Raw genomic sequence first — 22,086 nt, forward strand, 5'->3', positions numbered from 1 at the left:
CCGGGCCGTCGCCCACGCCGCACCGCCCATCGCCGGCGGCTGAGCGGCCCGCCCCGCACGCCGGCGGGCGTCCCTACCGCCCGGTCGCGGCGTAGAAGTCGCTCGGATCGTTGGCCAGGGACGCCTTGACGTGCGCGCTCCACTCGTCGGCGAGGACCTCGATCCGGCCGGCTTCGATGCCGTCCAGCGCGCCGCGCACCACGTCGGCGGGATCCATCTTGTCGCCGTCGTAGCCGGCCATCATGTCGGTTCTCAGATCGGAGCGAGTTCCGGGATGCCGTAGTGCTGGTCGAGCACCTGCATGGCGGCGCCCGCGGCGATGACGTCCGCGCCGAGGCTGGAGAGGGCCACTTTCGTGCTGAGCCAGTCCGCGCGCGGCACGTCCGTCTGGACGGCGTCGCCGACGGCCGCGAGATAGGCCTGCGGGTGCCGGAGGAGGTCGGCGCCGGCCAGCACCACGTGGGCGAGGTCGAGGGTCTGGAGCAGGTTGACGACGCCCACCGCCACGACGCGGGCGGCGCGGGCCAGCTCCCCGGCCTCGGCGGCGTGGTGGTGCACGATCTCCAGGCATCCGTGGCGACCGCAGACGCAGCGGGGCCCGTCCAGGTCGACGACCGTGTGGCCGAATTCGCCCGCGTTGGTGTGCGCGCCCCGGTGGGCAGTGCCGCCCAGCCAGAAGCCCGCCCCGATGCCGGACTCGACCATGATGAGCGCCGCGTCACCGAACGTCGCGCCGTACCGCCAGGCCTCGGCGGTGATCCCCGCGGTGACGTCCTTGTCGAGGTGCACGGGCAGGCCCAGGTGCTGCTCGGCGACCTCGCGCAGCGGCACGTCGTGCCAGTGCCGTAGGCCGTGGGCGTCCCGGACCAGGCCGTGGGCGTGGTCCAGCGGGCCGATCATGCCGATGCCCAGCCCGGTGAGCCGGCCGCGCAGCTCGCCGATGCCGGTCAGCGCGCCGATCCCGGCGGTCAGGGCGTCGAGAAGCTGCTTCGGGGTGAAGTCGCCGGGCAGTGGGCTCACCGCCGACTGGTGCACGGTGCCGGCCAGGTCGACCAGGACCAGCCGCAACGTGCGCCGAGCCACGTGGGCGCCGATCGCGTACCGGCTGTCCGGGACGAGTTCGTAGACGACAGCGGGCTTGCCGATGCCGGGTCGTCGGACGCCGGCGGGACGGATCAGTCCGTCGGCGGTCAGCCGGGCGATGACCTTGGAGACCGCCTGCGGGGTCAGGCCGGTGGCCTCCACCACTGTCGACCGCTCGAACGATCGGACGGTCCGCCCCACGGCCATGACCAGGGCCTGGTTGTAGTCGCGGAGGAAGGTGACGTCGGCAGTGACGCGGGTCATCTCACCACCCTATTACGCAACGCTGTTGCTAAATTTTTTCGGTGATCGAGTTGAGTAGAGGTCGACGGGTGGCGGCGTTGGCCGCGCTGGCACTGGGCGGCGTCGCGGTCGGCCTGACCGAGTTCGTGGCGATGGGCCTGCTGCCGGAGATCGCCCGCAATCTGCTCCCGCACGAGTACGCCCGGTCGTCGCCGGACGCCGTCGCCCGCGCCGGCTGGATGATCACCGCGTACGCGCTCGGCGTGGTGGTGGGCGCGCCCCTGATCGCCGCGCTGAGCGCGCGGCTGCCCCGCAAGAAGCTCGTGCTCGGGCTGCTCGTGCTCTTCGCCGTCGGCACTGTCGCGTCCGCGCTCGCCCCCACCTTCGAGCTGGTGCTGGTGGCACGGTTCGCGGCCGCGCTGCCGCACGGCGCGTACTTCGGCGCGGCCGGCCTGCTCGCGGCCACCCTGTGGGGACCCGGCAACGAGGCGCGGGGTTTCGCCACAGTGCTCAGCGGCCTGACGGTGAGCAACGTGGTCGGCGTACCGCTCATCACGCGGCTCGGGCAGACGGCCGACTGGCGCGTCGCGTACCTGGTCATCGCCGGCGTCTTCCTGCTCACCCTGCTGGCCGTGTTCGCGGTCGTCCCGGAGGTCGCGGCGGCGGCGGACGGCTCGCCGGCCGCCGAGTTGAGGGCGCTGCGGACCTCCCAGGTCTGGCTGGTCGCCGCGACCGGCGCGATCGGGTTCGCCGGGTTCTTCGCGGTGGACAGCTACATCGCGCCGGTGACCACCGACGTCACCGGCCTCGCCGCCGCGACGGTGCCGTGGGCGCTGGTCGCGGTCGGTCTCGGGATGACCGTCGGCAACGCCCTGGGTGGCTGGTTCGCGGACCGTGACCTGCACCGGAGCATGGTCATCGGCTTCGTGGCGATGATCGTGAGCATCACGGCGTTCAGTCTGGCCGCGTCGACAGGCGTCGGTCTGTTCGTAGGCGCGTTCCTGGTCGGCGCGACAAGCCTCTACCTCGGTCCGGTCCTACAGGCACGCCTGATCACCGTCGCGCCGGGGGCGCAACTGATGGGTGCGGCGCTCAACCAGTCGGCCATGAACATCGCGAACAGCCTGGGCGCGGCTCTGGGCAGTGTCGCCATCGCGGCCGGACTCGGCTACCTCGCGCCGGCCCGGGTCGGCATCGTCCTGGCGGTCGTCGGGCTGGCGCTGGGACTGGTCAGCTTCGCCGCCGGACGTCGGGTCCGCGAGCGGGTCCCGGCCACCGTCGCGGGCTGATGGGGCCGGGCCGCCCAGGACCGGTGGTCAGGTGTCGTCGACGCTCACCGTCACCCGGTCGGTGCTCGACCTCCAGTTGGGCACGTTGATCGCCTGGTATCCGCCGCCGCGTTGACCCACCGTGATCCGGACCAGGCCGAGGTGTGCCGGCGTCGCGGGAATGAACAGGTCCATGCCGGTGATGAAGGTCTGGCTGAAGAACTCCGGCAACGGCGCCGTCAGGTCGGTCACGCCGTCGCTGCCGTCGTCGAAGGCGAAGATGGCGATCGTCCTCTTGGCGCGCGGCGTGTTCGCCGCGTTCAGGACGTCCCGGCCGTTGATCCAGAGCCGGTCGCCGGCGTCGCCCTGGTCGCCCCACCACTCCTTCTGGCGCTGGATCGTCAGCGCCGTGTGCCGATCGCTGCTGTCGACGAGCGCGCTGAGGCCCTCGCCGGGAAGGCTGGTGGCGAGGCGAAGGAACGAGTCCGAGCGGAGAAACGGCGAGAAGTAGAAGTGGTGCGTCGCCGCGCCGGGGCGCACGATCGCGAACTCGTAACGGGCGGTGGCGAGCACCGGGAAGGGGCCGAACGCCCCGTCGCCGGCCAGCGGCACCCGGTGCGCGGGCCGGTGTGTCAACCGGCCGCCGGTCAGGGGGTGGACCGGGTAGACCTCGACTGTCGCACCGGTGAGCCCGACGTTGCTCGGGAAGAGCACCGCGCGTCCGGAGACCCGCGCGGTGCCGAGGAGTTGGGGCACGATCCGCGTCGTGCGGGGCGGACGACCCTGGAGGAACCCGAACATCTCGCCGAACGACTCCGGCGACGACACGGTCTGGGTGTGCGACTGCTCCGGCAGGTGCACGTTCGTCGCGCCGACGACCGCGCGGGTCGGGTCGCCCTCACCCCAGATGGCGAGCGTGGGCACGCCACCTGGTGGGGCGGTCGCGGTGCGCCCGTCCAGGTTGACGTAGTGCGCCACCCGGGCGGCGCGCGCCGGCGAGCTGGCGAGGTAGCCCTGGCTGACGAAGGTGCCCAGGGAGTGCGCGACCAGGTCGACCGCGTCCGCGCCGGTCGCCGCCAGCAGGCGGGCGATCCGGGTGTCCAGGCCGGCGTACACCTGGGGCAGGATCATCGCGACGTTCGGCGAGTCGTACTCGTGGGCCTCGATGATGTCGATCGGGTAGCCGTTGCTGGCGAGCCGTTTGGCCTGGGTCTGGAACTGCGCGGCCGAGCCCGCGCTGCCGTGCACGAAGATCACCGGGCGGTACGTGGGTGTGCCGGCGGCTTCGGCGGCGCGCGTGACGGGGGCGACGGACAGGCTGGCCGCGAGGGCGACCCCGGCCAGCAGGCAGAGCAGTCTTCGGCGAGACGTGTGCATCGATCCTCCACCTTGACGACGAAGTATTTGCACTACTAGCGCAAGTATCGTGTCAGGGTGCGGCGCCGCGGTCCACACCGTGCGGTCAGTTGATCTCCCGAGCGAGCAGGTCGCCCACGGCGGCGCGGACCGGGTCGGGGTCCGACCAACTCCAGTTCGGGTGCGCGCGGTTGGTGAGCAGGGCCAGCACGAGCTTGCGGTCGGGCGCGACCAGCAGCGAGGGGCCGGCGAACCCGGTGTGGCCGAAGGTCCGGGCGGAGGCGAGCCGGCCCATGAACCAGCTCTGGTTGAGCACGACCCCGAGGCCGTGCGCGGCGGTCCGGTTGGGCCGCTCCGGGTCGATGGCCGGCTTGCCGACGTTGTGGTCGGTGAGCATCCGGCGCACCGTCGCCGCGGCGAGGATCCGCTTGCCCCCGTAGGTCCCCTCGTTGAGAAGCAGCTGACCGATGACCGCGAGGTCGGCGGCGCTGGCGAAGACGCCGGCGTGACCCGCGACGCCACCGAGGTGGTTGGCGACGTCGTCGTGGACGGTGCCCCGCAGCAGACCCCGGGACGAGCGGGCGTCGGTGGCGACCAGGCGGCTGGCCTTCGTGGCCGCCGACATCCAGCCGTCGGGGTTGAAGCCGGTGTTCCACAGGCCGAGCGGACCGGTCAGGTTGCGCTTGAGCGCCTGGTCGAGCCGCAGGCCGGTGACCTTCTCGACGATCTTGCCGGCGACCATCAGCCCGACGCTGGAGTAGCGGAACGTCGTGCCCGGCACCGCACCGGCGACCAGCGGCGTGCTGAGCACGGCGCTCCAGCGGGCCGCGTTGTCGGGCAGGCCGGTGACCTTCGCGCCGACCGGGAGGCCGCTGGTGTGGGTGAGCAGCATCTCGACAGTGACCCGCTCCTTGCCCGCGCCGGTGAAGGCGGGCAGGTAGTCGCGCACCGGCGCGCCGAGGTCGACCCGCCCCTTGTCGACCTGCTGCAACAGCAGGATGGCGGTGTACACCTTGGTGACCGAGGCGAGGTCGAAGACGGAGTCGGGGCGCATGGCGACGCGCTGGGCCGCCGGCAGCAGCTTCGGGCCCGCGCCGTAGCGCAGCGCCTCCCCGACGGCGGTGTGCACCGTCTTCTCCCCGTCGACAAGCACCAGCGCGACCGCACCGGGGAAACCCTTGTGCTGCACGGTCTGCGGGGTGGCCGGCAGGTGCTGACGCAGCAGCGCTGTCACGTCCGGCGCGTAGCGGGCCTGACCGGCCTCGACGGCACCGCCGTTCGGGGACGCGGTGGCGCTCGGCCGCCGGGGGTTTCCCGCCGAGCCGAACCCCTCCCGGTTTCCGCTGGCGCCGGTCGCGGCCATCGCCTCGCCGGGGCTGGCCGCGCCCGGGCCGGCCGCGCCGTTGTCGCCGCAGCCGGTGAGGGCGGAGGTCGCGGCGGCCAGGCCGGCACCGAGCAGGGTACGACGCGCGAGGGACATGCCGGAGAGCGTGACAGCCGCCTCCGACAACCGGCAACCGGCCCGTCCGAACGGCGGTCGGGTCGATCCCATCGTCCGACGGGTGGTCAGCTGGCGGACACAGTCGGTTGACCTTCAGCCGGTTGTGCGACGATCGGCGGGCGTCACTCCGAACGACCGTCCACCGGTCGGTCCGCGCACCCTTGGCGGGCCGACACGGGGAAGGACGCCACATCTCGTATCCCTTTGGAGAGCACGATGTCCCTCTCCCCGTCCCGGGTCTTCGCCGAGCTGAACGCCGCTCGGCCTCCGGACCAGCCTTCCCCCGTGCTGGGCACGGCCGTCGTGGTCGGCGGCAGCGTCGCGGGTCTGCTGGCCGCCCGGGTGCTGTCCGACCACGCCGACACCGTCGTCATCATCGACCGGGACGACCCGCAGGTGACCGGCGCGCGGCCGGGCGTACCCCAGGGCACCCAGCTGCACGCACTGCTGCCCGGTGGCCTCTTCCAGCTGGAGCGACTGTTCCCGGGGTTTCGCGATCAGGCCCTGGCGCGCGGGGCGATCGAGGCGCCGCCGACGGCCCGGCGCAACTACCTCGACGGCCGGCTGAAGGTCGTCGTTCCCGACGACGACGACAGCCTGGCCGGCAGCCGCCCGCTGCTGGAGGGGTTGATCCGCCAGCAGGTGCTCCGGCTGCCCAACGTCAAGACGGTCACCGCCCGGGCCACCGGTCTGGTCTTCGACGGCACCATGGTCACCGGCGTCCGCTGCGACGTCGGCGGGGTGCCCGGCGTCGAGGGCGGTGACCTCGTGGTCGACGCCATGGGGCGGTCGAGCAGACTCTCGGACTGGCTGGAGCAGGCCGGCTGGGAGCGGCCGGTCACCCGGCGGATGAGCGTGCACCTCAACTACGCCACAGCGCTGTTCCGTCGCCCGGAGGTCACTCCGCCCTCGACGGTCGTGCTCGCGCTGCACACTCCGCGGTCCGCTGTCGACGTGGCCGGCGCCGCGTTCTTCGCCATCGAGGACGGTCAGTGGATGGCGATGATGGCCGGTTACGGCGACAACCGTCCGGGCCGGACCGCTGACGACTTCGTCCGTCGGCTGCGCGAGCAGTTCCCGCCGGAGTTCGGGGAGGTCGCCGACCAGGAGATGCTCGGCGACGTGCAGACCTACCACCACGCCGACAGCCGGCGCAGAGACTTCCACGCGGTGCGGCGGTTCCCCGCCGGACTGATCAGCGTCGGGGACGCGGTCGCCTCCTTCAACCCGGTGTACGGGCAGGGCATGACGGCGGCGGCCCTGCACTCGGCCTGCCTGTCGACGTACCTGCGGTCCGGTCCGGATCTGCGGGCGCCCGCGCGGCGCTTCCTCGACCTGCAGAAGGTAGTGGTCGACGCCGCCTGGTCGATCTCGACCTCGGCGGACCTGGCGTTGCCGCACGTCGACGGTCCCTACCCGCGCGGCTACCGGCTCTCCAGCTGGGCCAGCAGGCAGATCATCACCGCGACCGTCACGGACGTGGCGACCGCGCGCCGGTTCAACGACGTCGTCTCGATGCGCGAGCACCCGAGCACGCTCGCCCAGCCCGGTGTGCTCCTGGGTGCCCTGCGCGCCAACCGACGCGCACGCTGAAGCCGGGTGCGCCTCAGCGGGGGAGCTTGCGCAGGATGTCGACGACGAAGCGGTGGTCGTCCAGCTGCGGCAGCCCGGAGACACCGACCCAGCCCACCACCCCGGTGCCGCGCACCCGCAGTGGCAGCGCGCCCCCGGCCGCCGCGTACCGCGCGGCCGGCAGCCCGTACCGCTCGGCCAGCGTCACCTGCTTGTCCTGGCACAACCGGGCCATATAGAGCGACGAGTGCTCGAAGCGCATCACCACCCGCCCCTTGCGGCGCAGCCAGGCGTCGTTGTCGGCCGTCGACCCCGGCAGGCCGCAGTGGAACAGCTGGCGACCGGCCCGCCACACGCCGACCGCCACCGGCAACCGCTGCTCACGCGCGGCGGCGACGGCGAGCATCCCCAGCTCGTACGCGTCCGTCTCGGACAGGCTGGCGAGTTCCAGTTCGCTCTCCTCGCGCAGCAGCTCGTCCAGCGTCGGCCACGGGTCACGGTCAGCTGACATGTTCTTCTCCTCGTCGTTGCGGGGCTGGTCGCCGGTCGTCGTTGCGGGCGATCACCAGGCGCAGGGCGCGTAGTCCTTCAGGAAGCAGCCGTACAGGTCCTCGCCCTGCTCGCCGCGGACGATCGGGTCGTACACCCGGGCCGCCCCGTCGACCAGGTCCAACGGCGCGTGGAAGCCCTCGTCCGCCAGCCGCATCTTCGTCGGGTGCGGGCGTTCGTCGGTGATCCAACCGGTGTCGACGCTGGTCATCAGGATGCCGTCGGTCAACATCTCCTCGGCGCTGGTGCGGGTCAGCATGTTCAACGCCGCCTTGGCCATGTTGGTGTGCGGGTGCCCCGGGCCTTTGTAGCCGCGGCCGAACTGGCCCTCCATCGCGGACACGTTCACCACGTACTTGCGGCGGGCCGGCGCCGCGGCCATCGCCGGGCGCAACCGGCTGACCAGCACGAACGGGGCGGTCACGTTGCACAGCTGCACTTCGAGCAGCTCGACCGGGTCCACCTCCTGGACCCGCTGGACCCAGCTGTTGACCGAGTCGAGGTCGGGCACGAGACCTCCGGCGTCGATGGCCGTGGACGCCGCGATCCGTTCCGGCGAGGCCGAGCCGCTGGTCAGTGCCAGCGCCGTGAGCGCATGCGGGGTGAGCGCTGTCGACTGTGGCCCGGCGGTCAGGCTACCCACCGGGCCGCCCTGCCCGTCCGGCTTGGCGAACGTGATCAGCTCCGGCAGCGGGCCGTCCGGCAGGGCCGCGGCCTCGGCGGCGATGAGCTGCGCGTACGCCCCGGGGGACCGGCGGACGGTCTGCGCCGCGTTGTTGATCAGGATGTCGAGGGGGCCCTGGCTGCTGACGTCGTCGGCGAGCGCGATCACCTGGGCGGGGTCGCGTAGGTCGATCCCGACGATGCGCAGACGGTGCAGCCAGTCGGCGCTGTCGGGCATCGCGGCGAACCTGCGTACCGCGTCGTGCGGGAACCGCGTCGTCACCGTCGTGTGCGCGCCGTCGCGCAGCAGCCGCAGCGCGATGTACATCCCGATCTTGGCGCGGCCACCGGTGAGCAGCGCGCGCCGCCCGGTCAGGTCGGTACGGGCGTCGCGCCGTTCCCGGTTGAGCGCGGCGCAGGACGGACAGAGTTGGTGGTAGAAGGCGTCCACCTCGCGGTAGCGCTGCTTGCAGACGTAGCAGCGCGCGGATTGTGTAGGAAGCCCGCCGTCTCGCCCGCGACGGAGGACGCGAGGGGGATGCCCTGGGTCTCGTCGTCGATCCGCCCGGGAGCGCCGGTGGCGGTGGCCTCCGTCACCGCCCGGTCGGCGGCGAGGATGGCGTCCCGCCGTTCCTCGCGCCGCCGCTGCTTGACCACCTTGTAGAGCCGGGCGGTGGCCCGCTGCACCCGCACCACGTCGGGGTGGTCGGAGGGCAGCGCCTCCAACGCCTCGAAGACGCTGAGGCAGGCCTCCAGCCGGTCTCGGTCAATGCCTTCTTGACCGTTTTCGGTAATGTTGTCCACCGTCATGCGTCGTCGTCTCGTCCCATATCCCGTGCCGGCTCCAGCCGGCCCGCCCCAAGTCCGACCCGAAACTGTACGCACCACGCGGCCTCCGACGCACCTCGTGGTTGTCCGGGCCTCGACGCGCCCCGGGTGCTCAGCCGACGTCGGCCTGGCCGAGACGCCAGTAGCCCATGAAGGCCACCGCCCGCCGGTCCAGCCCGCGCTCGGCGACCAGGTGTCGGCGCAGGGTGCGGATGACACCGGCCTCCCCGGCCAGCCACGCGTACAGCGGCACCGAGGCGACCACGTCGGGGACCTCCCACAGGATCTCGGCGTCCACGTCCACGTCCGGGACGGCCTGCGCGACCTCGGACGCGGCCGGGGTCAGCAGTTCCCCCGCCGCGGCGGCGACCGCCGGCACCAGCCGACTGCCCGGCCCGTGCAGCCCTCGGGGCAGCCACCGGACCTCGACGCCGGGGGGCGTGACCAGCGGCAACACGTCGTCGGCGGTGGGCACCTCGAGCAGGACCACGCCCCGGGCGTCGAGCGGGAGCCGTTCGCAGATGGCGCTGATCGCCGGAACGCAGTCTCGTCACCGGCCAGCAGCAGGCTGTCCCCCGTCGACGGTCGAAACTCGACCCCGCCGTGGTTGCCGTGGTAGCCGGCGTCCGGGCCGACGAGGGCGATCTCGTCGCCGACCCTCGCCCGCCGAGCCCAGCGCGTCGCCGGGCCGCCGTCGCCGTGCAGCACCAGGTCGACGTCGACCTCGGCCAGGTGCGGCCGGACCGCCCGCACGGTGTACGTGCGCACCGGGTTGCGCAGGTGCTCCGGCCGGGCCCGCCACGTCGGGTACCAGTCGGCGCCGCCCGGCAGGTTCACCCCGTGCTGACCGGGCAGCGGCAGCGCCAGTTTGATCCGCTGGTCGTACCCGTTGTCGGCGAAGCGGTCGAGGTCGGCGCCGGTGAAGGTCACCCGGGTGAAGGACGGGCTGAGTCGGCGTACCGCGGCGACGGTGACGGTGAACACGCGCCACGGGGCGATGGGCAGGGTCTCGGTCATGGTGCCTCTCTCGGATCGGCCGGCAGCTACCGATGAGGTTAGGCTAACCTAACGAAATGCCGGTGTGTCAAGCCGCCCGCGCTGCGGCGACCAGCTCACCGGACCGCTGACCGTCGAGGTCGTGCGCACGTGGGGGATGCTGGTTCCGTGCAGATCACCACCCTCGGTCCAGTCGCTGTCGACGGTCAGCCCGTGCGGGGTGAACGGCTCGCGGCGGTGGTCCGCGCGCTCGTCGAAGCGCGGGGACGAGCGATCTCCACGCCCCGGTTGGTGGACGCGGTGTGGGACGGCGCGCCGCCGGACGACGCGACCGGCGCCGTCCAGGCGCTGGTGTCCCGGGTACGCCGTCTCGGGTTGCCGGTGCTCGCCGTGCCGGGCGGATACCGCCTGCCCGCCGAGGAGGTCACCGTCGACGCGGTCGAGGCGCGGACGCTGGTCGACCGGGCGCGGATCGTGCTCCAGGGCGGCGACGCAGGTGCCGCCCGCGCCCTGGCCGACCAGGCGCGGGCCCTGTTTCCCGAGGTGCCGGAGCTGGTCACCACCGAGGACACCCGCCTGTTCGCGGACGTGGTCGCGCTGCGCGCCCGGGCGGCACTCGCCGGTGCGGGCCCGTTCGACGAGGTCGACCTTGGCCGGCTGGTGGCGCGTACCCCGCCGGACGAGCCGTCCGCCGCGCTGCTCGTGCGGGTGCTCGCCGCCCAGGGGCGGGAGGCCGAGCGCTGGAGGTGGTCGAGCGGCTCCGCACCGACCTCGCCGACCGGTACGGCGCCGACCCGTCACCCGTGATCACCGAGGTTCACCTGGCGCTGCTCCGCGGTGAGCTCACCGCCGCGACCGGCACGGCGCCGCCCCGGCACCCGGCACGGATCGCGCTGCCCGCCGCGTGGCGCCGCCCCCTGACCACCCTCGTCGGGCGGGAACGTGACGTCGAGACCGTCACCGACGCGCTCGCCGAGACACCAGTGGTGACGATCGTGGCGACCGGCGGGGCGGGCAAGACCCGACTCGCGGCCGAGGTGACCAGGCGCGCGGCGGCGGCCGGGCAGGCGGTCCGCGTGGTCGAACTCGCCGGCCTGCGGTCACCCCACGAGGTGCTGCCCACCGTCCTGGCCGCCCTCGGCGGGGCGGACACCACGCCGACCGGCGGCAACCTCGGTCTGGAACGGCGGGTTCTCAACCCGGAGGAGCGCCTGCGCGCGGTGGCGCCGGACCTCGACGGGCTGGTGGTGCTGGACAACTGCGAGCACGTGCTCGACGCGGTGGCCGTCGTCGTCGCGGACCTGATCGCGGTGACGAGCGCGGACGTCGCGGTGCTCGCCACGAGCCGGGCCCCGCTGGGCCTGGCCGGCGAACGGGTGCACCGACTGACCACGTTGCCGGACGCCGACGCGCTCGCCCTGATCCAGTCCCGGGCACGGGCGGGCGGCGCGGTGCCGACCTGGGACGCCGAACGGGCGCTCGCCCTGTGCCACCGGCTCGACAACCTGCCGTTGGCGCTCGAACTGGCCGCCGCGCGACTGCGCCACATGCCGATCGACGACGTGTTCGCCGGACTGATCGACCGGTTCGCCCTGCTCGACGACGCGCTACGCGGCCTGCCCGAGCGGCACGCGAGCCTGTGGACGATGGTCGACTGGAGTCGTGAACTGCTCGCGCCCGCCGACCGTGAGCTGCTCCAGCGGGTGGCGGTCATCCCCGCCGCGTTCACCGCGGACCTCGCCGCCTCGGTCGCCCGGCACCCGGACGTCCGACGCGGTCTGGCGACGCTCGTCGAACAGTCCCTGCTGACCCTGGTCGAGGGGGAGGGCCCGCCGCGCTACCGGATGCTCGAAACCGTCCGCGAGTACGGGGAGGCCCGCCTCGACCAGACCGGCGACCGGGAACCGGCCATGGCCGGCCTGGTCGACTGGGCGCGAACCGAAGCCGTGACGCTCGCCGGCCGGTTCGTCGGCCCCGGCCAGGTCGCGGCGCTCAACCGCTGTGCCGCCCAGCAGGACAACCTGGTCGCCGCGCTGCGTTGGTCGCTCGCCACCGACGACGAGCCGGGCGCGATCGACGTCGCCGCCGCGCTGTTCCACCTCTGGTCCGTGCGGGGTCTGCACCTGGAGGTCCTCGGCTGGGCGCGGGGCCTGCTGCACGTCGACGAGCCACCGCGGCGGCGACACTCGGCGATCCTGCGCGGTGGGTCCACCCGACGCCCCCTGCCGGACGCCGACCGGCTCGTGCACACCTGCCTGCTGATCGGGGTCAACGCCGGCATCAGCGGTGACCTCCGGCTCGCCGTCATCGCCCGCCGAGGGCTGCGGGCAGCCCTCGCCGAACGGTCCGGCGAGGTGTCGGCCCGGCAGTCCGCGCTCGCCACGGCGTTGCCCGGCTTCGACACGGCGGAGCCGGAGCGGTCCATGAAGGGCGCCGCCGAGCTGATCGCGCACCCGGACCCGTACGTCCAGGGGATCGGCTACTTCGCCCGCGCCGCCGTTCGGGAGAACGCCGGCTCTCCCGAGGCGTCGGTGGTCGACGCCGAGCAGGCGTACCGCCGTTTCGAGGCGGTCGGTGACCACTGGCTGATGGCGATGGCGGCGGGAGTCGTCGGGCAGTTCCTGACTCCGCGCGGCGGTGCCCGGGCGACCCACTGGTTGACCCTCAGCATCCAGCACATGGAGGTGATCGGGGCGGCGCAGGACGCCCGCTCGATCCGGATCCGGCTGGATGTGCAGCTCGCGCTGGCTGGTGACCGGGAGGCCGAGCGGCGACTCGCCGACACGGCGGTCGCGGGCGAGGCCGAGGAGATGGACATCGCGCAGGCCCGGCTCGGGCTGGCCCACCTCGCCTGGCAGCGTGAACGCTACGACGAGGCACTCGGCCACGCCGAGGGGGTGACCAGGGTGCTGGCCGGGTGGACCGGCGCGCCGCCGCAGCCGCGCGTCATCTTCCGGGTCGCGGTGGCCGTCCTACGGTTGCGGTTGGGGCAGGTGCGGCACGGGTCGGAGCCGGCCGGCCACGCCGCCGCCACCGGGTTGCTGGCGCTGGCCCGGGACGAGGCGCTCGGCTCCAACGACCTGCCGGTGATCGGGGCCTGGGCGTTGGGCGGCGCCGACCTCGCGGCGCACCGGGGCGAGGTGGCAGCCGCCCGGGAACTGTGCGTGCTCGGGTCGCGGATCGGCGGCCACGTCGGGACGTTCTTCCCACCCGGGAACGGCGAACGGCTCACCGCCGCCCTCGGCAGCGAGGAGCAGCGTGAGCCGTTGTCGGCCGCGTGGCGCGAGCGGCCGGTCGCCGTCGTGGTCGCCCGCATCCGCGAGGTGATGGACGACCTGCTGAGCTAGATCTTCCTGCGGTACGCGCGCAGCGCCAGTGGCATGAACACCGCCACGAAGCCGGCGCACCAGGCGAGCGTCCACCACACGTGCGAGTTCAGTGGTGTGCCGAGGAACAGTCCGCGCACCGATGCCACCAGGTGGGTCATCGGGTTGACGTCCACGAACGCCCGCATCCAACCAGGCAGCGTGTCGGCGGCGACGAACACGTTCGACGCGAAGCTCAGCGGCATGATCAGCGCGAACATCACGCCCTGCACGGCACCCGGGGTACGTACCTTCATCGACACGTAGACCGGCAGCCAGCTCAAACAGAGCGCGAACAGCACCGCGAGCAGACACCCGGCGACCGCCCGGAACAGGTCGGTGTCGATCCGGAAACCCATCAGATAGCCGATCGCGAGGGTGGTGACCGAGACGATCACGTACCGGACCACGTCGCCGAGGACCGCGCCGAGCAGAGGTGCGGAGCGGGGGATCGGCATCGACCGGAACCGGTCGAAGATGCCCTTGGCGATGTCGGTGTTGAGGTTGACGCCGATCGCGATGGCGCCGGTGGCGATGGTCTGCACCAGGATGCCGGGCAGCAGGAACTGAAGGTAGTCGTGTGTCGAACCGGCGACCGCGCCGCCGAAGACGTACACGAAGATGATGAGGAACAGCACCGGCTGCAACGTGACGTCGATGAGCGCCTCGGGTGTTCGCCAGGTCTTGATGAGGCTGCGCTTGGCGAGCGCCAACGAGTGCCGGACCAGCCGGAACGGCCGTGGGTTCGGCACGGAGCTGGTCAGCCCACGGCCGCTGGTCGGTGCCGCGTCGATCACTGTGCTCATGCCGCGACCTCCGTGGGGCGGGTGGTGTCGTCGTCGGATGCGGTGCGTCCGGTGAGGGTGAAGAAGACCTCGTCGAGGCTCGGCAGGTGCAGGGAGAGTTCGGTGACCGCGATGCCGGCCGTGGCGAACCGCGCGACGCTCTCGGTCAGGGCCGTGTCGTCGGTGACCGGCACCGCGAGCACACCCTTGCGGATCTCGTCGGCCTGCCCGCCGGAGCCGACCCGGGTCAGGATCTCGGCGGTTCGGGGCAGGTGCGCCGGGTCCGCCGGCCGGACCTCGAGGGTCTGCCCGCCGACCACCCGCTTGAGCCCGTCGGGGGTGTCGTGCGCGATGACCCGGCCGTGGTCGATCACCGTGATCGCGTCGGCGAGGGCGTCGGCCTCCTCCAGGTACTGCGTGGTGAGCAGCACCGTCGAGCCGTTACGGACCAGCGAGCGGACCACGTCCCACATGTCCTCGCGCTTGGCCGGGTCGAGCCCGGTCGTCGGCTCGTCCAGAAAGATCACGTCGGGAGACCCGACGAGGCTGGCGGCCAGGTCCAGCCGCCGTCGCATGCCACCGGAGTAGGTCTTGGCCGGCCGGTTCGCGGCGTCGGTCAGGTCGAACCAGTCGAGGAGTTCGGCTGCTCGTCGTCGCGCGCCAGCACGGCCCAGCTCCAGCAGGGTGCCGAACAGCTCCAGGTTCTGCCGCCCGGTCAGGTCCTCGTCGACCGAGGCGTACTGGCCGGTGAGCCCGATGCTCTGCCGAACGCGTTCGGCGTCCCGAACCACGTCGAACCCGCCGATCCGGGCGGTGCCACCGTCCGGGGTCAGGAGGGTGGAGAGGATGCGGACGGCGGTGGTCTTGCCGGCGCCATTGGGCCCGAGCACGCCGAGCACCGACCCCCGGGGGACGGCAAGGTCGACCCCCCGCAAGGCCCTCGTCCTCCCGAAGGTCTTCACCAGGCCCTCGGCCTCGATCACCAGATCAGCTGTCATGCGAACAGCCTGCACCGGTCGGCTGACACCGCCCCGACACGGCACCGACACGGGCTGACAGGTTCATGTCGGACCCTGGAACCGTCAAGCCAGGTTGAGGTGAACGCGGTAGGTATGCCTGCGGGGCATATTCATGACTCACCGGCATACCGCTCATCGGGGTGCCGCGTTCCGGTCTGTCGACTGCCCGACGCACAGATCGGCCGGGCCCTGTCCGAGGGAGTCCGGCCGGCGCGGTCAGATTGCGGGACCACCCGTGTTCCGGATCATCTGGCGGAGGACCTTCAGGGTCGTCACGTAGTCGGCGTCGTCAACGCCGTGGTGGATGCGGGCCCGGATCTCCGGGGCGTGTTGTTTGAGATCGACGCGAGCCCGCTCGCCCGCCTCGGTGATCCACAACCGCCCCTGGTCGTCTCGGGTCAGCCAACCGCGATCCAGCAGGACGCCGGCCTCGGCCTCAAGGTCGTCCTCGGACCTCAGGTAGGTGCTCGTCGCCAGCTCCAGCTCGGTCACGGTCATGCCGTGACCATCGGCGGAGATGTCGTTGCCCGAGAGGTTGCGGAGCAACCAGAACTGGGGCTGGGTGAAGTCGAACTCGACATGCCGGGCACGCGTGAAGGCGATGAGGGCCTCGTACGCCACGCCGGTCCAGTACGCGGCGGGCTGGGCCGCCAGTTCGGCGTCAGAGAGGTGCGCGGGTGCCACGGGGGATGCCTCCTCGCAGAGATTGCCGGTGATTGCCTGTGCGCGACCCTAGGACCTCAAGTCGTGTTGAGGTCAATGCGGCGGGGGTGTGGCCCCCGGTCTGTTGACCGCCGACCGGGCACAGACCGGCCGGGCTCCTCACGAGGAGCCCGGCCGGTGCGGTCGACGCCTCCGTAGCGCTGTCCGGCTCAGCGGGGGGCGTGCTGCGGCGGGAGAGGTACGAAATCGGCGCGACCGCTCTCCGCGCGGTGGTCCACCCGACCGTTCAGCCCGGCAGTCGACCCCGCGTGGAGACGAAGTGGTACGACATGACAGCGAACCCGGGGTCCTGGAGCAACCGCCGGAAGGCGCTCAGCTGGTTCGGCGACAGCCCGGCGGCGAGCAGGTCCGGCTCCAACTGCCGCGAGTTGGTCTCGTAGAGCGATGTTCCGGTCGAGCCGCCGGCCCAGCTCTGCGAGTGGGTGATGGTGTCCAGTTCGGTCAGACCGGCCAGGGCCATCTCGGTGTGCACGTCCTGCGCCCAGCCGAGGTCGGCGCCGTGGTCCTCCAGGACACCCATCATCACGTCCATCACCTGCGCGAAGAGCTTCGCGGCGTCATCGCTGGGCGCGGTCAGCACCCGCTGTGGCACTGTGCAGTCGAACTCCTCGACCACCAGCCACCCACCGGGGGCCAGCGCGCCGCTGAGGGTGCGGAGCACCCGTCGTCGATCCGGGAGGTGCAGCAGCAGCAGCCGGGCATGGATCAGGTCGAACGCGTCCCCGGGTGGCGGTTCGGTGCGCACGTCGTGCCGGCGTACGTGCAGGTTCTCCTCGGCCACCAGGTGGGTGGGGTCGATGTCGGTGGCCAGCACGTGACCCTCGTCGCCGACCGCGCGGGCGATCCGCCGGGCCATCGAGCCGCCACCCGCGCCGACCTCCCAGCAGGTCGCGCCCGCGCGCAGCACCGGGCGGGCCAGACGGCGGGTCGTGATCGGATCCAGGAAGGACTCCAGCGCGTGCATCTGGGGAACGGCGTCCGGCGCGCCGTTGTCGAACGTGTACGCGCCATCGCGCTCAACGGTTGTCATCGGTGTCTACCTCTCCGAGAAGGGTCGGGTGACTACGGGGTGTCGGCCCAGAGCCGTGGGGCCGGCTGGTCGGCCGGGGGCGGGGGGACGGCGGCGGCGACGCTCAACATCGCCGCCAGTGGGGCCGGATCGAGGCGGGCCTCGGCGGTCGGTCGGTCGTAGACGACCCGGCCGTACTCCAGCACCGCCACCCGGTCCGCGATCTCGATCGCGTGCTGGAGTTGCTGCTCCACGAGCAGCACGGTCAGGCCGTCGGCGGCGAGACCGTTCACCAGCTCACGGACCCGCGCCGCCAGGTCGGGTGAGAGCCCTTCACACGGTTCGTCGAGCAGCAGTACCCGGGGTTGGCCGAGCAGCGCCCGGGCTATCGCCAGCATCTGCTGCTCGCCGCCGGACAGCTCGCAGCCACGGTGTCGCAGCCGCACCGCCAGTCTCGGCAGCAGTTCGAGGGTCCGGTCGACCGTCCAGCCCTCGCCGCCGGAGGTGCGGGCCCGCCACGGCGCCGCCGCCAGATGCAGGTGCTCGGCCACTGTCAACCGGGAGAAGACCCGCCGGCCCTGCGGGACGAGACCGACGCCGGACTGGGCGATCCGGTGCGGCTGTCGGCCGGCCACCTGCACGCCGCCGATCTCGATGCGACCGCTGGCGGCCCGCACCAGCCCGGCGATGGTGTGCACGAGCGTGCTCTTGCCCGCGCCGTTGCGGCCCACCACGGCCTGGATGCTGCCCGGTCGCACCCGCAGGCTGACCTCGTGCAGCACGATCCCCCCGGCGTAGCCGGCGCAGAGTCGGTCCACAGACAACATCAGGCCACCCCATCGGCGTAGGCCTGCCGCACCAGCGGCGAGGTACGGATCTCGTCCGGAGTGCCGGCGGCCAACGTCTGGCCGTCGCGCAGGACGCTTACCGCGTCGGAGAGGGCGTACACCAGGTCCAGTCGATGTTCGACAAGCAGCACCGCGACCGCTCTGGGTAGCGCCTGGAGCACCTCGACCAGCCGGCCCACCTCGACGGCGGACAGCCCGGCGGCCGGTTCGTCGAGGAGCAGCAGGCGGGGGCGACCGGCGAGGGCCATCGCGATCTCCAACTGGCGTCGTTGCCCGTGTGCGAGATGCCCGGCGGGCACCGTCGCGAGGTCGGCGAGGCCCAGCTGCTCCAGCAACGCGCCCGCCCGGTGCCGCGCGGCGCGCCGACGTCGGCCCGGCCACCACCCAGGGTCCGCAGTGACCCGTGGCAGCGCGGCCACCACGACGTTCTCCGTCGCGGTGAGCGTCGGGAAGACCGCTGGCCGCTGGTGGATGCGGTTGATGCCCCGGCGGGCCCGGGCCGCCGGGCCGAGCCGGCTGACGTTCCGTCCGGCGAAGCGCACAGTGCCGCGCTGCGGCTTCGTGGCACCGGCGATCACATTGAGCAGGGTGGTCTTGCCGGCACCGTTGGGACCGATCAGGGCGTGCCGCTGACCGTCGTGGACGCACAGGTCCACGCCGTCCAGCGCGGCGAGTGAGCCGTACCGCACGGTGACCTCCTCGGCGCTCAGCAGGCAGGTCATCGGCGTAGCTCCGCGACGGTGGCCTGGTCTGGGGCGGCTGGTGCGTCCGGCCGGTGCGGTGGGCCGCTCGGACGCCACCTGCCCCGGACCCGGTCGACACCGGCCGGCAGCAGGTAGACCGTCGCCACGAACAGCACCCCGAGCACCAGCGGCGCGTGGCCGGGCAGCACCCCGAACAGCCAGTCCCGGACGGCGATGACCAGGGCCGCGCCGACCAGGGCGCCGCCCACCGAGGCGGTGCCACCGATGACGACACCGAGCAGCAGCAGCGCGGACGTGTCGAATCCGAAATCGGCAGGGGAGATGTACTGCTGGGCGACGACCAGGAGCGAGCCGGCGGCACCGGCTATCGCCCCGGCGGCGATGTGCGCGCCGGACAGGTACAGCGGCACCCGGTGACCGCTGGCGCGCAGCCGGGTCTCGTCGTCCCGGGCCGCCCGCAGCAGCAGCCCGGCCCGGGTCCGCAGCAGCACCAGCACCGCGCCGACCAGCGTGGCCACCACGACCAGGGCGTACAGGTAACGCGCCTGGTCGCTGCCGAACGCCGGGAGGCCCCAGAACGGGCGGACCGCGGGGATGCCGGCCAGCCCGTCCGTGCCCCCGGTCACCGACCGCCACCGCCCGAGGACGGTGACGACGAGTTCCCCGATGGCCAGGGTGATCATCAGGACGATGACCCCGCGGGCGTGCACGACGAGCGGCACGGTGAGCGCGGCCAGCACCGCACCGGCGCCCGCCGCGACGGCGAGCTGCACGACGCCGACGTCGGAGATCCGGCTACCGAGCACGGCGCAGGCGTAGGCGCCCGCCGCGTAGGGTGCGGTCTGGCCGAGGGTGGGCACGCCGGCGACGCCGGTCAGCAGCGCCACACTCACCCCGACCAGGGCCAGCGCCAGCGTGCGGGCGAGGAGCGCCGTGGTGTAGTCGTCGACCACCCAGGGCGCCACCACCAGGCCGGCCAGCACCAGCGCCGCGACCGCTCCTCGGGCCCACCGGACCACCCTGTCCCTCATGCCGCCCGCCAGCTGCTGGCCAGCCCTCGGGCCCGCACCGCCAGCACTGCCGCCATGGCGGCGAACAGCAGAAACGGCGCGGCGGACGGTAGCAGCGCCACTCCCAGCGTCTGGATCTCGCCGATCGCCAGCGCGGCCAACAGGGTGCCCGCCATGGATCCGAGACCACCGAGGACGACGACCACCAGGGACAGCAGCAGCACCGTGTCGGCGGTGTCCGTGCCGGGGCCGATGATGGGTGCGCCCAGGACCCCGGCCGCGCCGGCCAGCGCGCCGGCGGCGGCGAGCACACCGGCGCGGATCCGCGCCGGGCTCACGCCCAGGCAGGCGACCATCTCCGCGTCGTCGACGGCCGCCCGGACCAGCATCCCGGCCCGGGTGCGCCGCAGCACCAGGTAGAGCGTGGCGGCCAGCACCGCGGCCACGACGATGAAGACCAACCGGTACGCGGCGTAGCGGTGACCGGCGAGCACCACCGACCCCTCCAGGGCGGCGGGCACCCGCACCCGCGGGTCGTCGGGCCCGAAGCCGGCCACGAGCAGGCTGCCGCCGGCCAGTGCCACCCCGAACGTCAGCAGCGCCTGACTCAGGTGGTTGCCGGTGGCGACCGGGGTGAGCAGCCCGGCCAGCAGCACACCCGCCGCGGCGGCGGCCAGCACACCGACGGCCAGCGCCAACGCCAGGCTCGCCCAACCACCGTCGAGCAGCGCGGCGGCGGTGTATCCGCCGATCGCGTAGAGCATGCCGTGCGCCAGGTTGAGGATGTTGGCGACGCCGAAACAGAAGACCAGGCCCGACGCGGCGACGAACACGAGCAGCCCGTAGGCGACTCCGTCCAAAGCCGGAATCAGGTACGGGTCGATCCGGTTCGTACCGGCCGCCACCGTCATCATCGGCCGACGGTCGCGAGGTCACCCACGACGGTGTTGGACAGCGCCCGGCCGTCCTGACGGACCTGCCGCAGGTACCACTTCTGCACCGGCGAGTGCGTGGTGGTGGAGAACTGCCAGGTGCCGCGCGGGCTGGCGATCTGGCCGAGCTTGCCGATGGCGGTGTTGATCGCCTCCGGGGTCGGGTCGCTCCCGGCGGCGCCGATCGCCCGGTCCAGCACGGCCGCCGCGTCGTACGAGGCGAGCGCGTAGGTCGTCGGCGAACCGTCGTGCTTGCCCTTCCACGCCGCCACGAACGCGCGGTTCTCCGCGTTGTCCAGGTCGGGCGAGTAGTTGAGCACCGAGTAGATGCCCCGGGCCGCGTCGCCCTGGGCGTTGAGCACACCGCCCTCGGTGAGGAACCCGGCCGCGTACAGCGGGATGTCCTTGATCTCGGACTGCGCGTACTGCTTGACGAAGTCGACGGCGGCGCCGCCGGCGTAGAAGGTGTAGACGGCCGCCGCGCCCGAGGCCTTGATCCGGGCGAAGAACGGGGTGAAGTTGGTGGTGGCCGGGAACGGGGTGAAGGTGGTCTTGCCGTCGGCGTTCGCGAGCTTCCCGCCGATCTTGGCGAAGGCGTCGGTGAAGCCGCGCAGCTCGTCCCAGCCGCCCTGGTAGTCCGGACCGATCGCGTACACGGAACCCTTCACGTTGTCGCGGACGTGCTGGGCGATCGCCGCCCCGGGCTCGTCCGAGAGGTACGAGGTGTGCCAGACCCGGGAGACGTCCTTGAGCTCCGGTCGCCCGTTGGAGCCGACGAGCGGCACCTTGGTCTCGCTGAGCAGCGGGGTGACTCCGGCGACCGAACCGCCACCGACGATGCCGGTGAGCGCGGACACCCGGTCCTGCTTGAGCAGTTTGGTCGCCGCCGGCACCGCGGTCTGGGCGCCGTTGCCCTCGTCGGCGACGACGAGGTCGACCTGTCGACCGCCGAGCTTGCCGTCGTGGGTGTCCAGGTAGAGCTGGAAGCCGTCGCGGATCTCCGTCCCGACCGCCTGGTACGTGCCGGAGAGCGAGGCGAGCAGGCCGATCTTTATCGAGCCGCTGGCGCTGCTGCCCGGCCCGTCGTCGCCGCAGGCCGTGCTGGTGGTCAGCGCGGTCGCGAGCAGTGCGGCGATGAGGGCACGGCTGCGCCACGGGGTGGTGTGAGGCATCTCTTTACTCCAGGAAGGGGGAAGGGGCCCGGCGTGAGGTCGCCGGGGTTGTCAACGGCTGCGGGCGAGGGCCGCTCGGGCGGCGGGGGTCAGGGCGTCCCCGATCCGGTTGGCCAGCTCGGTCATCTCGTAGGAGACCTTGCCCACGTCGCACTCGGGTGCGGCGAGCACCAGCAGCGAGGCGCCGTCGTTGAAGGCCATCGAGAACATGAACCCGCCCTCGAGCTGCGTGACGTTGGAGATCACCGCACCGGCGTCGAAGAAGGCGGCCGCCCCGCGCAGCAGGCTGACCAGCCCGCTGCCCGTCGCGGCGAGTTGGTCGGCCCGGTCCGGCGGCAGGTCGCGGGTGGCGGCCACCATCAGGCCGTCGCTGGAGATCGCGATGGCATGGCTGACCTCGGTCGCGCGCGCGGCGAAGTTGTCCAGCAGCCAGCCGAGATCCTGTTGGTCGCTCACGTGC

18 protein-coding genes and 3 pseudogenes are annotated in these 22,086 nt (G+C 72.7%); 4 read left to right on the forward strand and 17 right to left on the reverse strand.

Annotated elements, in window-relative coordinates; all coding sequences use genetic code 11:
* Positions 1 to 73 precede the first annotated feature (73 nt).
* Complete coding sequence (locus JM949_RS05285; protein ID WP_238432629.1) at positions 74 to 241, reverse strand: Rossmann-fold NAD(P)-binding domain-containing protein; 168 nt, start codon at positions 239 to 241, stop codon at positions 74 to 76.
* Between the two features lie 11 nt (positions 242 to 252).
* Positions 253 to 1,347: an ROK family transcriptional regulator gene (locus JM949_RS05290; RefSeq protein WP_203147317.1), complete on the reverse strand. Its 1,095-nt coding sequence runs from the start codon at positions 1,345 to 1,347 to the stop codon at positions 253 to 255.
* A 41-nt stretch (positions 1,348 to 1,388) separates the two neighbouring features.
* On the opposite strand from JM949_RS05290, the gene JM949_RS05295 reads away from it, so the two are divergent.
* Complete coding sequence (locus JM949_RS05295; protein ID WP_203147318.1) at positions 1,389 to 2,615, forward strand: MFS transporter; 1,227 nt, start codon at positions 1,389 to 1,391, stop codon at positions 2,613 to 2,615.
* 27 nt (positions 2,616 to 2,642) lie between these two features.
* On the opposite strand, the gene JM949_RS05300 is transcribed toward JM949_RS05295, so the two are convergent.
* Both JM949_RS05300 and JM949_RS05305 read right to left on the reverse strand, forming a co-directional pair.
* The gene (locus JM949_RS05300; RefSeq protein WP_203147319.1) at positions 2,643 to 3,971 is read right to left on the reverse strand and encodes an alpha/beta hydrolase; all 1,329 of its coding nucleotides are present in this window, start codon (positions 3,969 to 3,971) and stop codon (positions 2,643 to 2,645) included.
* A gap of 85 nt (positions 3,972 to 4,056) precedes the next feature.
* Positions 4,057 to 5,430, reverse strand: coding sequence for a serine hydrolase domain-containing protein (locus JM949_RS05305; RefSeq protein ID WP_203147320.1), 1,374 nt, complete (start codon positions 5,428 to 5,430; stop codon positions 4,057 to 4,059).
* Positions 5,431 to 5,667: 237 nt separating this feature from the next.
* Here JM949_RS05305 and JM949_RS05310 point away from each other — a divergent pair, with 237 nt between their 5' ends.
* Complete coding sequence (locus JM949_RS05310) at positions 5,668 to 7,044, forward strand: FAD-dependent oxidoreductase (protein WP_203147321.1); 1,377 nt, start codon at positions 5,668 to 5,670, stop codon at positions 7,042 to 7,044.
* A gap of 13 nt (positions 7,045 to 7,057) precedes the next feature.
* Here JM949_RS05310 and JM949_RS05315 read toward each other — a convergent pair whose 3' ends face one another.
* The 3 genes and pseudogenes from JM949_RS05315 to JM949_RS05325 all read right to left on the reverse strand — a co-directional run bounded on the left by JM949_RS05315 (position 7,058) and on the right by JM949_RS05325 (position 10,080).
* Positions 7,058 to 7,534 (reverse strand): heme-degrading domain-containing protein, encoded by a 477-nt coding sequence (locus JM949_RS05315; protein WP_203147322.1) that lies wholly within the window; start codon positions 7,532 to 7,534, stop codon positions 7,058 to 7,060.
* Between the two features lie 51 nt (positions 7,535 to 7,585).
* A pseudogene (locus JM949_RS05320) lies at positions 7,586 to 9,045 on the reverse strand (SDR family NAD(P)-dependent oxidoreductase).
* Positions 9,046 to 9,175: 130 nt separating this feature from the next.
* Positions 9,176 to 10,080: pseudogene (locus JM949_RS05325) on the reverse strand (siderophore-interacting protein).
* Between the two features lie 147 nt (positions 10,081 to 10,227).
* Here JM949_RS05325 and JM949_RS36495 point away from each other — a divergent pair.
* A complete protein-coding gene (locus tag JM949_RS36495; RefSeq protein ID WP_238432630.1) occupies positions 10,228 to 10,866 on the forward strand; it encodes an AfsR/SARP family transcriptional regulator in 639 nt (212 codons plus the stop codon).
* A complete protein-coding gene (locus JM949_RS05330) occupies positions 10,806 to 13,406 on the forward strand; it encodes an ATP-binding protein (RefSeq protein WP_238432631.1) in 2,601 nt (866 codons plus the stop codon). Before JM949_RS36495 ends, JM949_RS05330 begins: the two co-directional genes overlap by 61 nt.
* Here JM949_RS05330 and JM949_RS05335 read toward each other — a convergent pair.
* From JM949_RS05335 to JM949_RS05380, 10 genes and pseudogenes are all read right to left on the reverse strand, one after another.
* Positions 13,403 to 14,230 carry an ABC transporter permease gene (locus JM949_RS05335; RefSeq protein ID WP_203147323.1) on the reverse strand — a complete coding sequence of 276 codons (828 nt, stop codon included), beginning with the start codon at positions 14,228 to 14,230 and terminating at the stop codon, positions 13,403 to 13,405. The genes JM949_RS05330 and JM949_RS05335 overlap by 4 nt on opposite strands.
* Positions 14,227 to 15,108: pseudogene (locus JM949_RS05340) on the reverse strand (ATP-binding cassette domain-containing protein); the annotation flags it as partial. The pseudogene JM949_RS05340 and the gene JM949_RS05335, both read right to left, overlap by 4 nt.
* A 336-nt stretch (positions 15,109 to 15,444) precedes the next feature.
* Positions 15,445 to 15,912, reverse strand: coding sequence for a MarR family winged helix-turn-helix transcriptional regulator (locus JM949_RS05345; RefSeq protein ID WP_203147325.1), 468 nt, complete (start codon positions 15,910 to 15,912; stop codon positions 15,445 to 15,447).
* A gap of 265 nt (positions 15,913 to 16,177) precedes the next feature.
* Complete coding sequence (locus tag JM949_RS05350) at positions 16,178 to 16,981, reverse strand: class I SAM-dependent methyltransferase (RefSeq protein WP_203147326.1); 804 nt, start codon at positions 16,979 to 16,981, stop codon at positions 16,178 to 16,180.
* 32 nt (positions 16,982 to 17,013) lie between these two features.
* A complete protein-coding gene (locus tag JM949_RS05355) occupies positions 17,014 to 17,787 on the reverse strand; it encodes an ABC transporter ATP-binding protein (RefSeq protein ID WP_203147327.1) in 774 nt (257 codons plus the stop codon).
* Positions 17,787 to 18,530: an ABC transporter ATP-binding protein gene (locus tag JM949_RS05360; protein ID WP_203147328.1), complete on the reverse strand. Its 744-nt coding sequence runs from the start codon at positions 18,528 to 18,530 to the stop codon at positions 17,787 to 17,789. The genes JM949_RS05355 and JM949_RS05360 overlap by 1 nt, the downstream gene beginning before the upstream one ends.
* Complete coding sequence (locus tag JM949_RS05365; protein ID WP_203147329.1) at positions 18,527 to 19,543, reverse strand: branched-chain amino acid ABC transporter permease; 1,017 nt, start codon at positions 19,541 to 19,543, stop codon at positions 18,527 to 18,529. The genes JM949_RS05360 and JM949_RS05365 overlap by 4 nt, the downstream gene beginning before the upstream one ends.
* Positions 19,540 to 20,436: a branched-chain amino acid ABC transporter permease gene (locus JM949_RS05370; RefSeq protein ID WP_203147330.1), complete on the reverse strand. Its 897-nt coding sequence runs from the start codon at positions 20,434 to 20,436 to the stop codon at positions 19,540 to 19,542. The genes JM949_RS05365 and JM949_RS05370 overlap by 4 nt, the downstream gene beginning before the upstream one ends.
* A complete protein-coding gene (locus tag JM949_RS05375; RefSeq protein WP_203147331.1) occupies positions 20,433 to 21,626 on the reverse strand; it encodes an ABC transporter substrate-binding protein in 1,194 nt (397 codons plus the stop codon). The genes JM949_RS05370 and JM949_RS05375 overlap by 4 nt, the downstream gene beginning before the upstream one ends.
* Before the next feature lie 51 nt (positions 21,627 to 21,677).
* Positions 21,678 to 22,082, reverse strand: a complete 405-nt coding sequence (locus tag JM949_RS05380) for a roadblock/LC7 domain-containing protein (RefSeq protein WP_089021419.1) — start codon at positions 22,080 to 22,082, stop codon at positions 21,678 to 21,680.
* Positions 22,083 to 22,086 lie beyond the last annotated feature (4 nt).

The sequence above is a fragment of the Micromonospora tarensis genome, from assembly GCF_016803395.1.
Taxonomy (GTDB): domain Bacteria; phylum Actinomycetota; class Actinomycetes; order Mycobacteriales; family Micromonosporaceae; genus Micromonospora; species Micromonospora tarensis.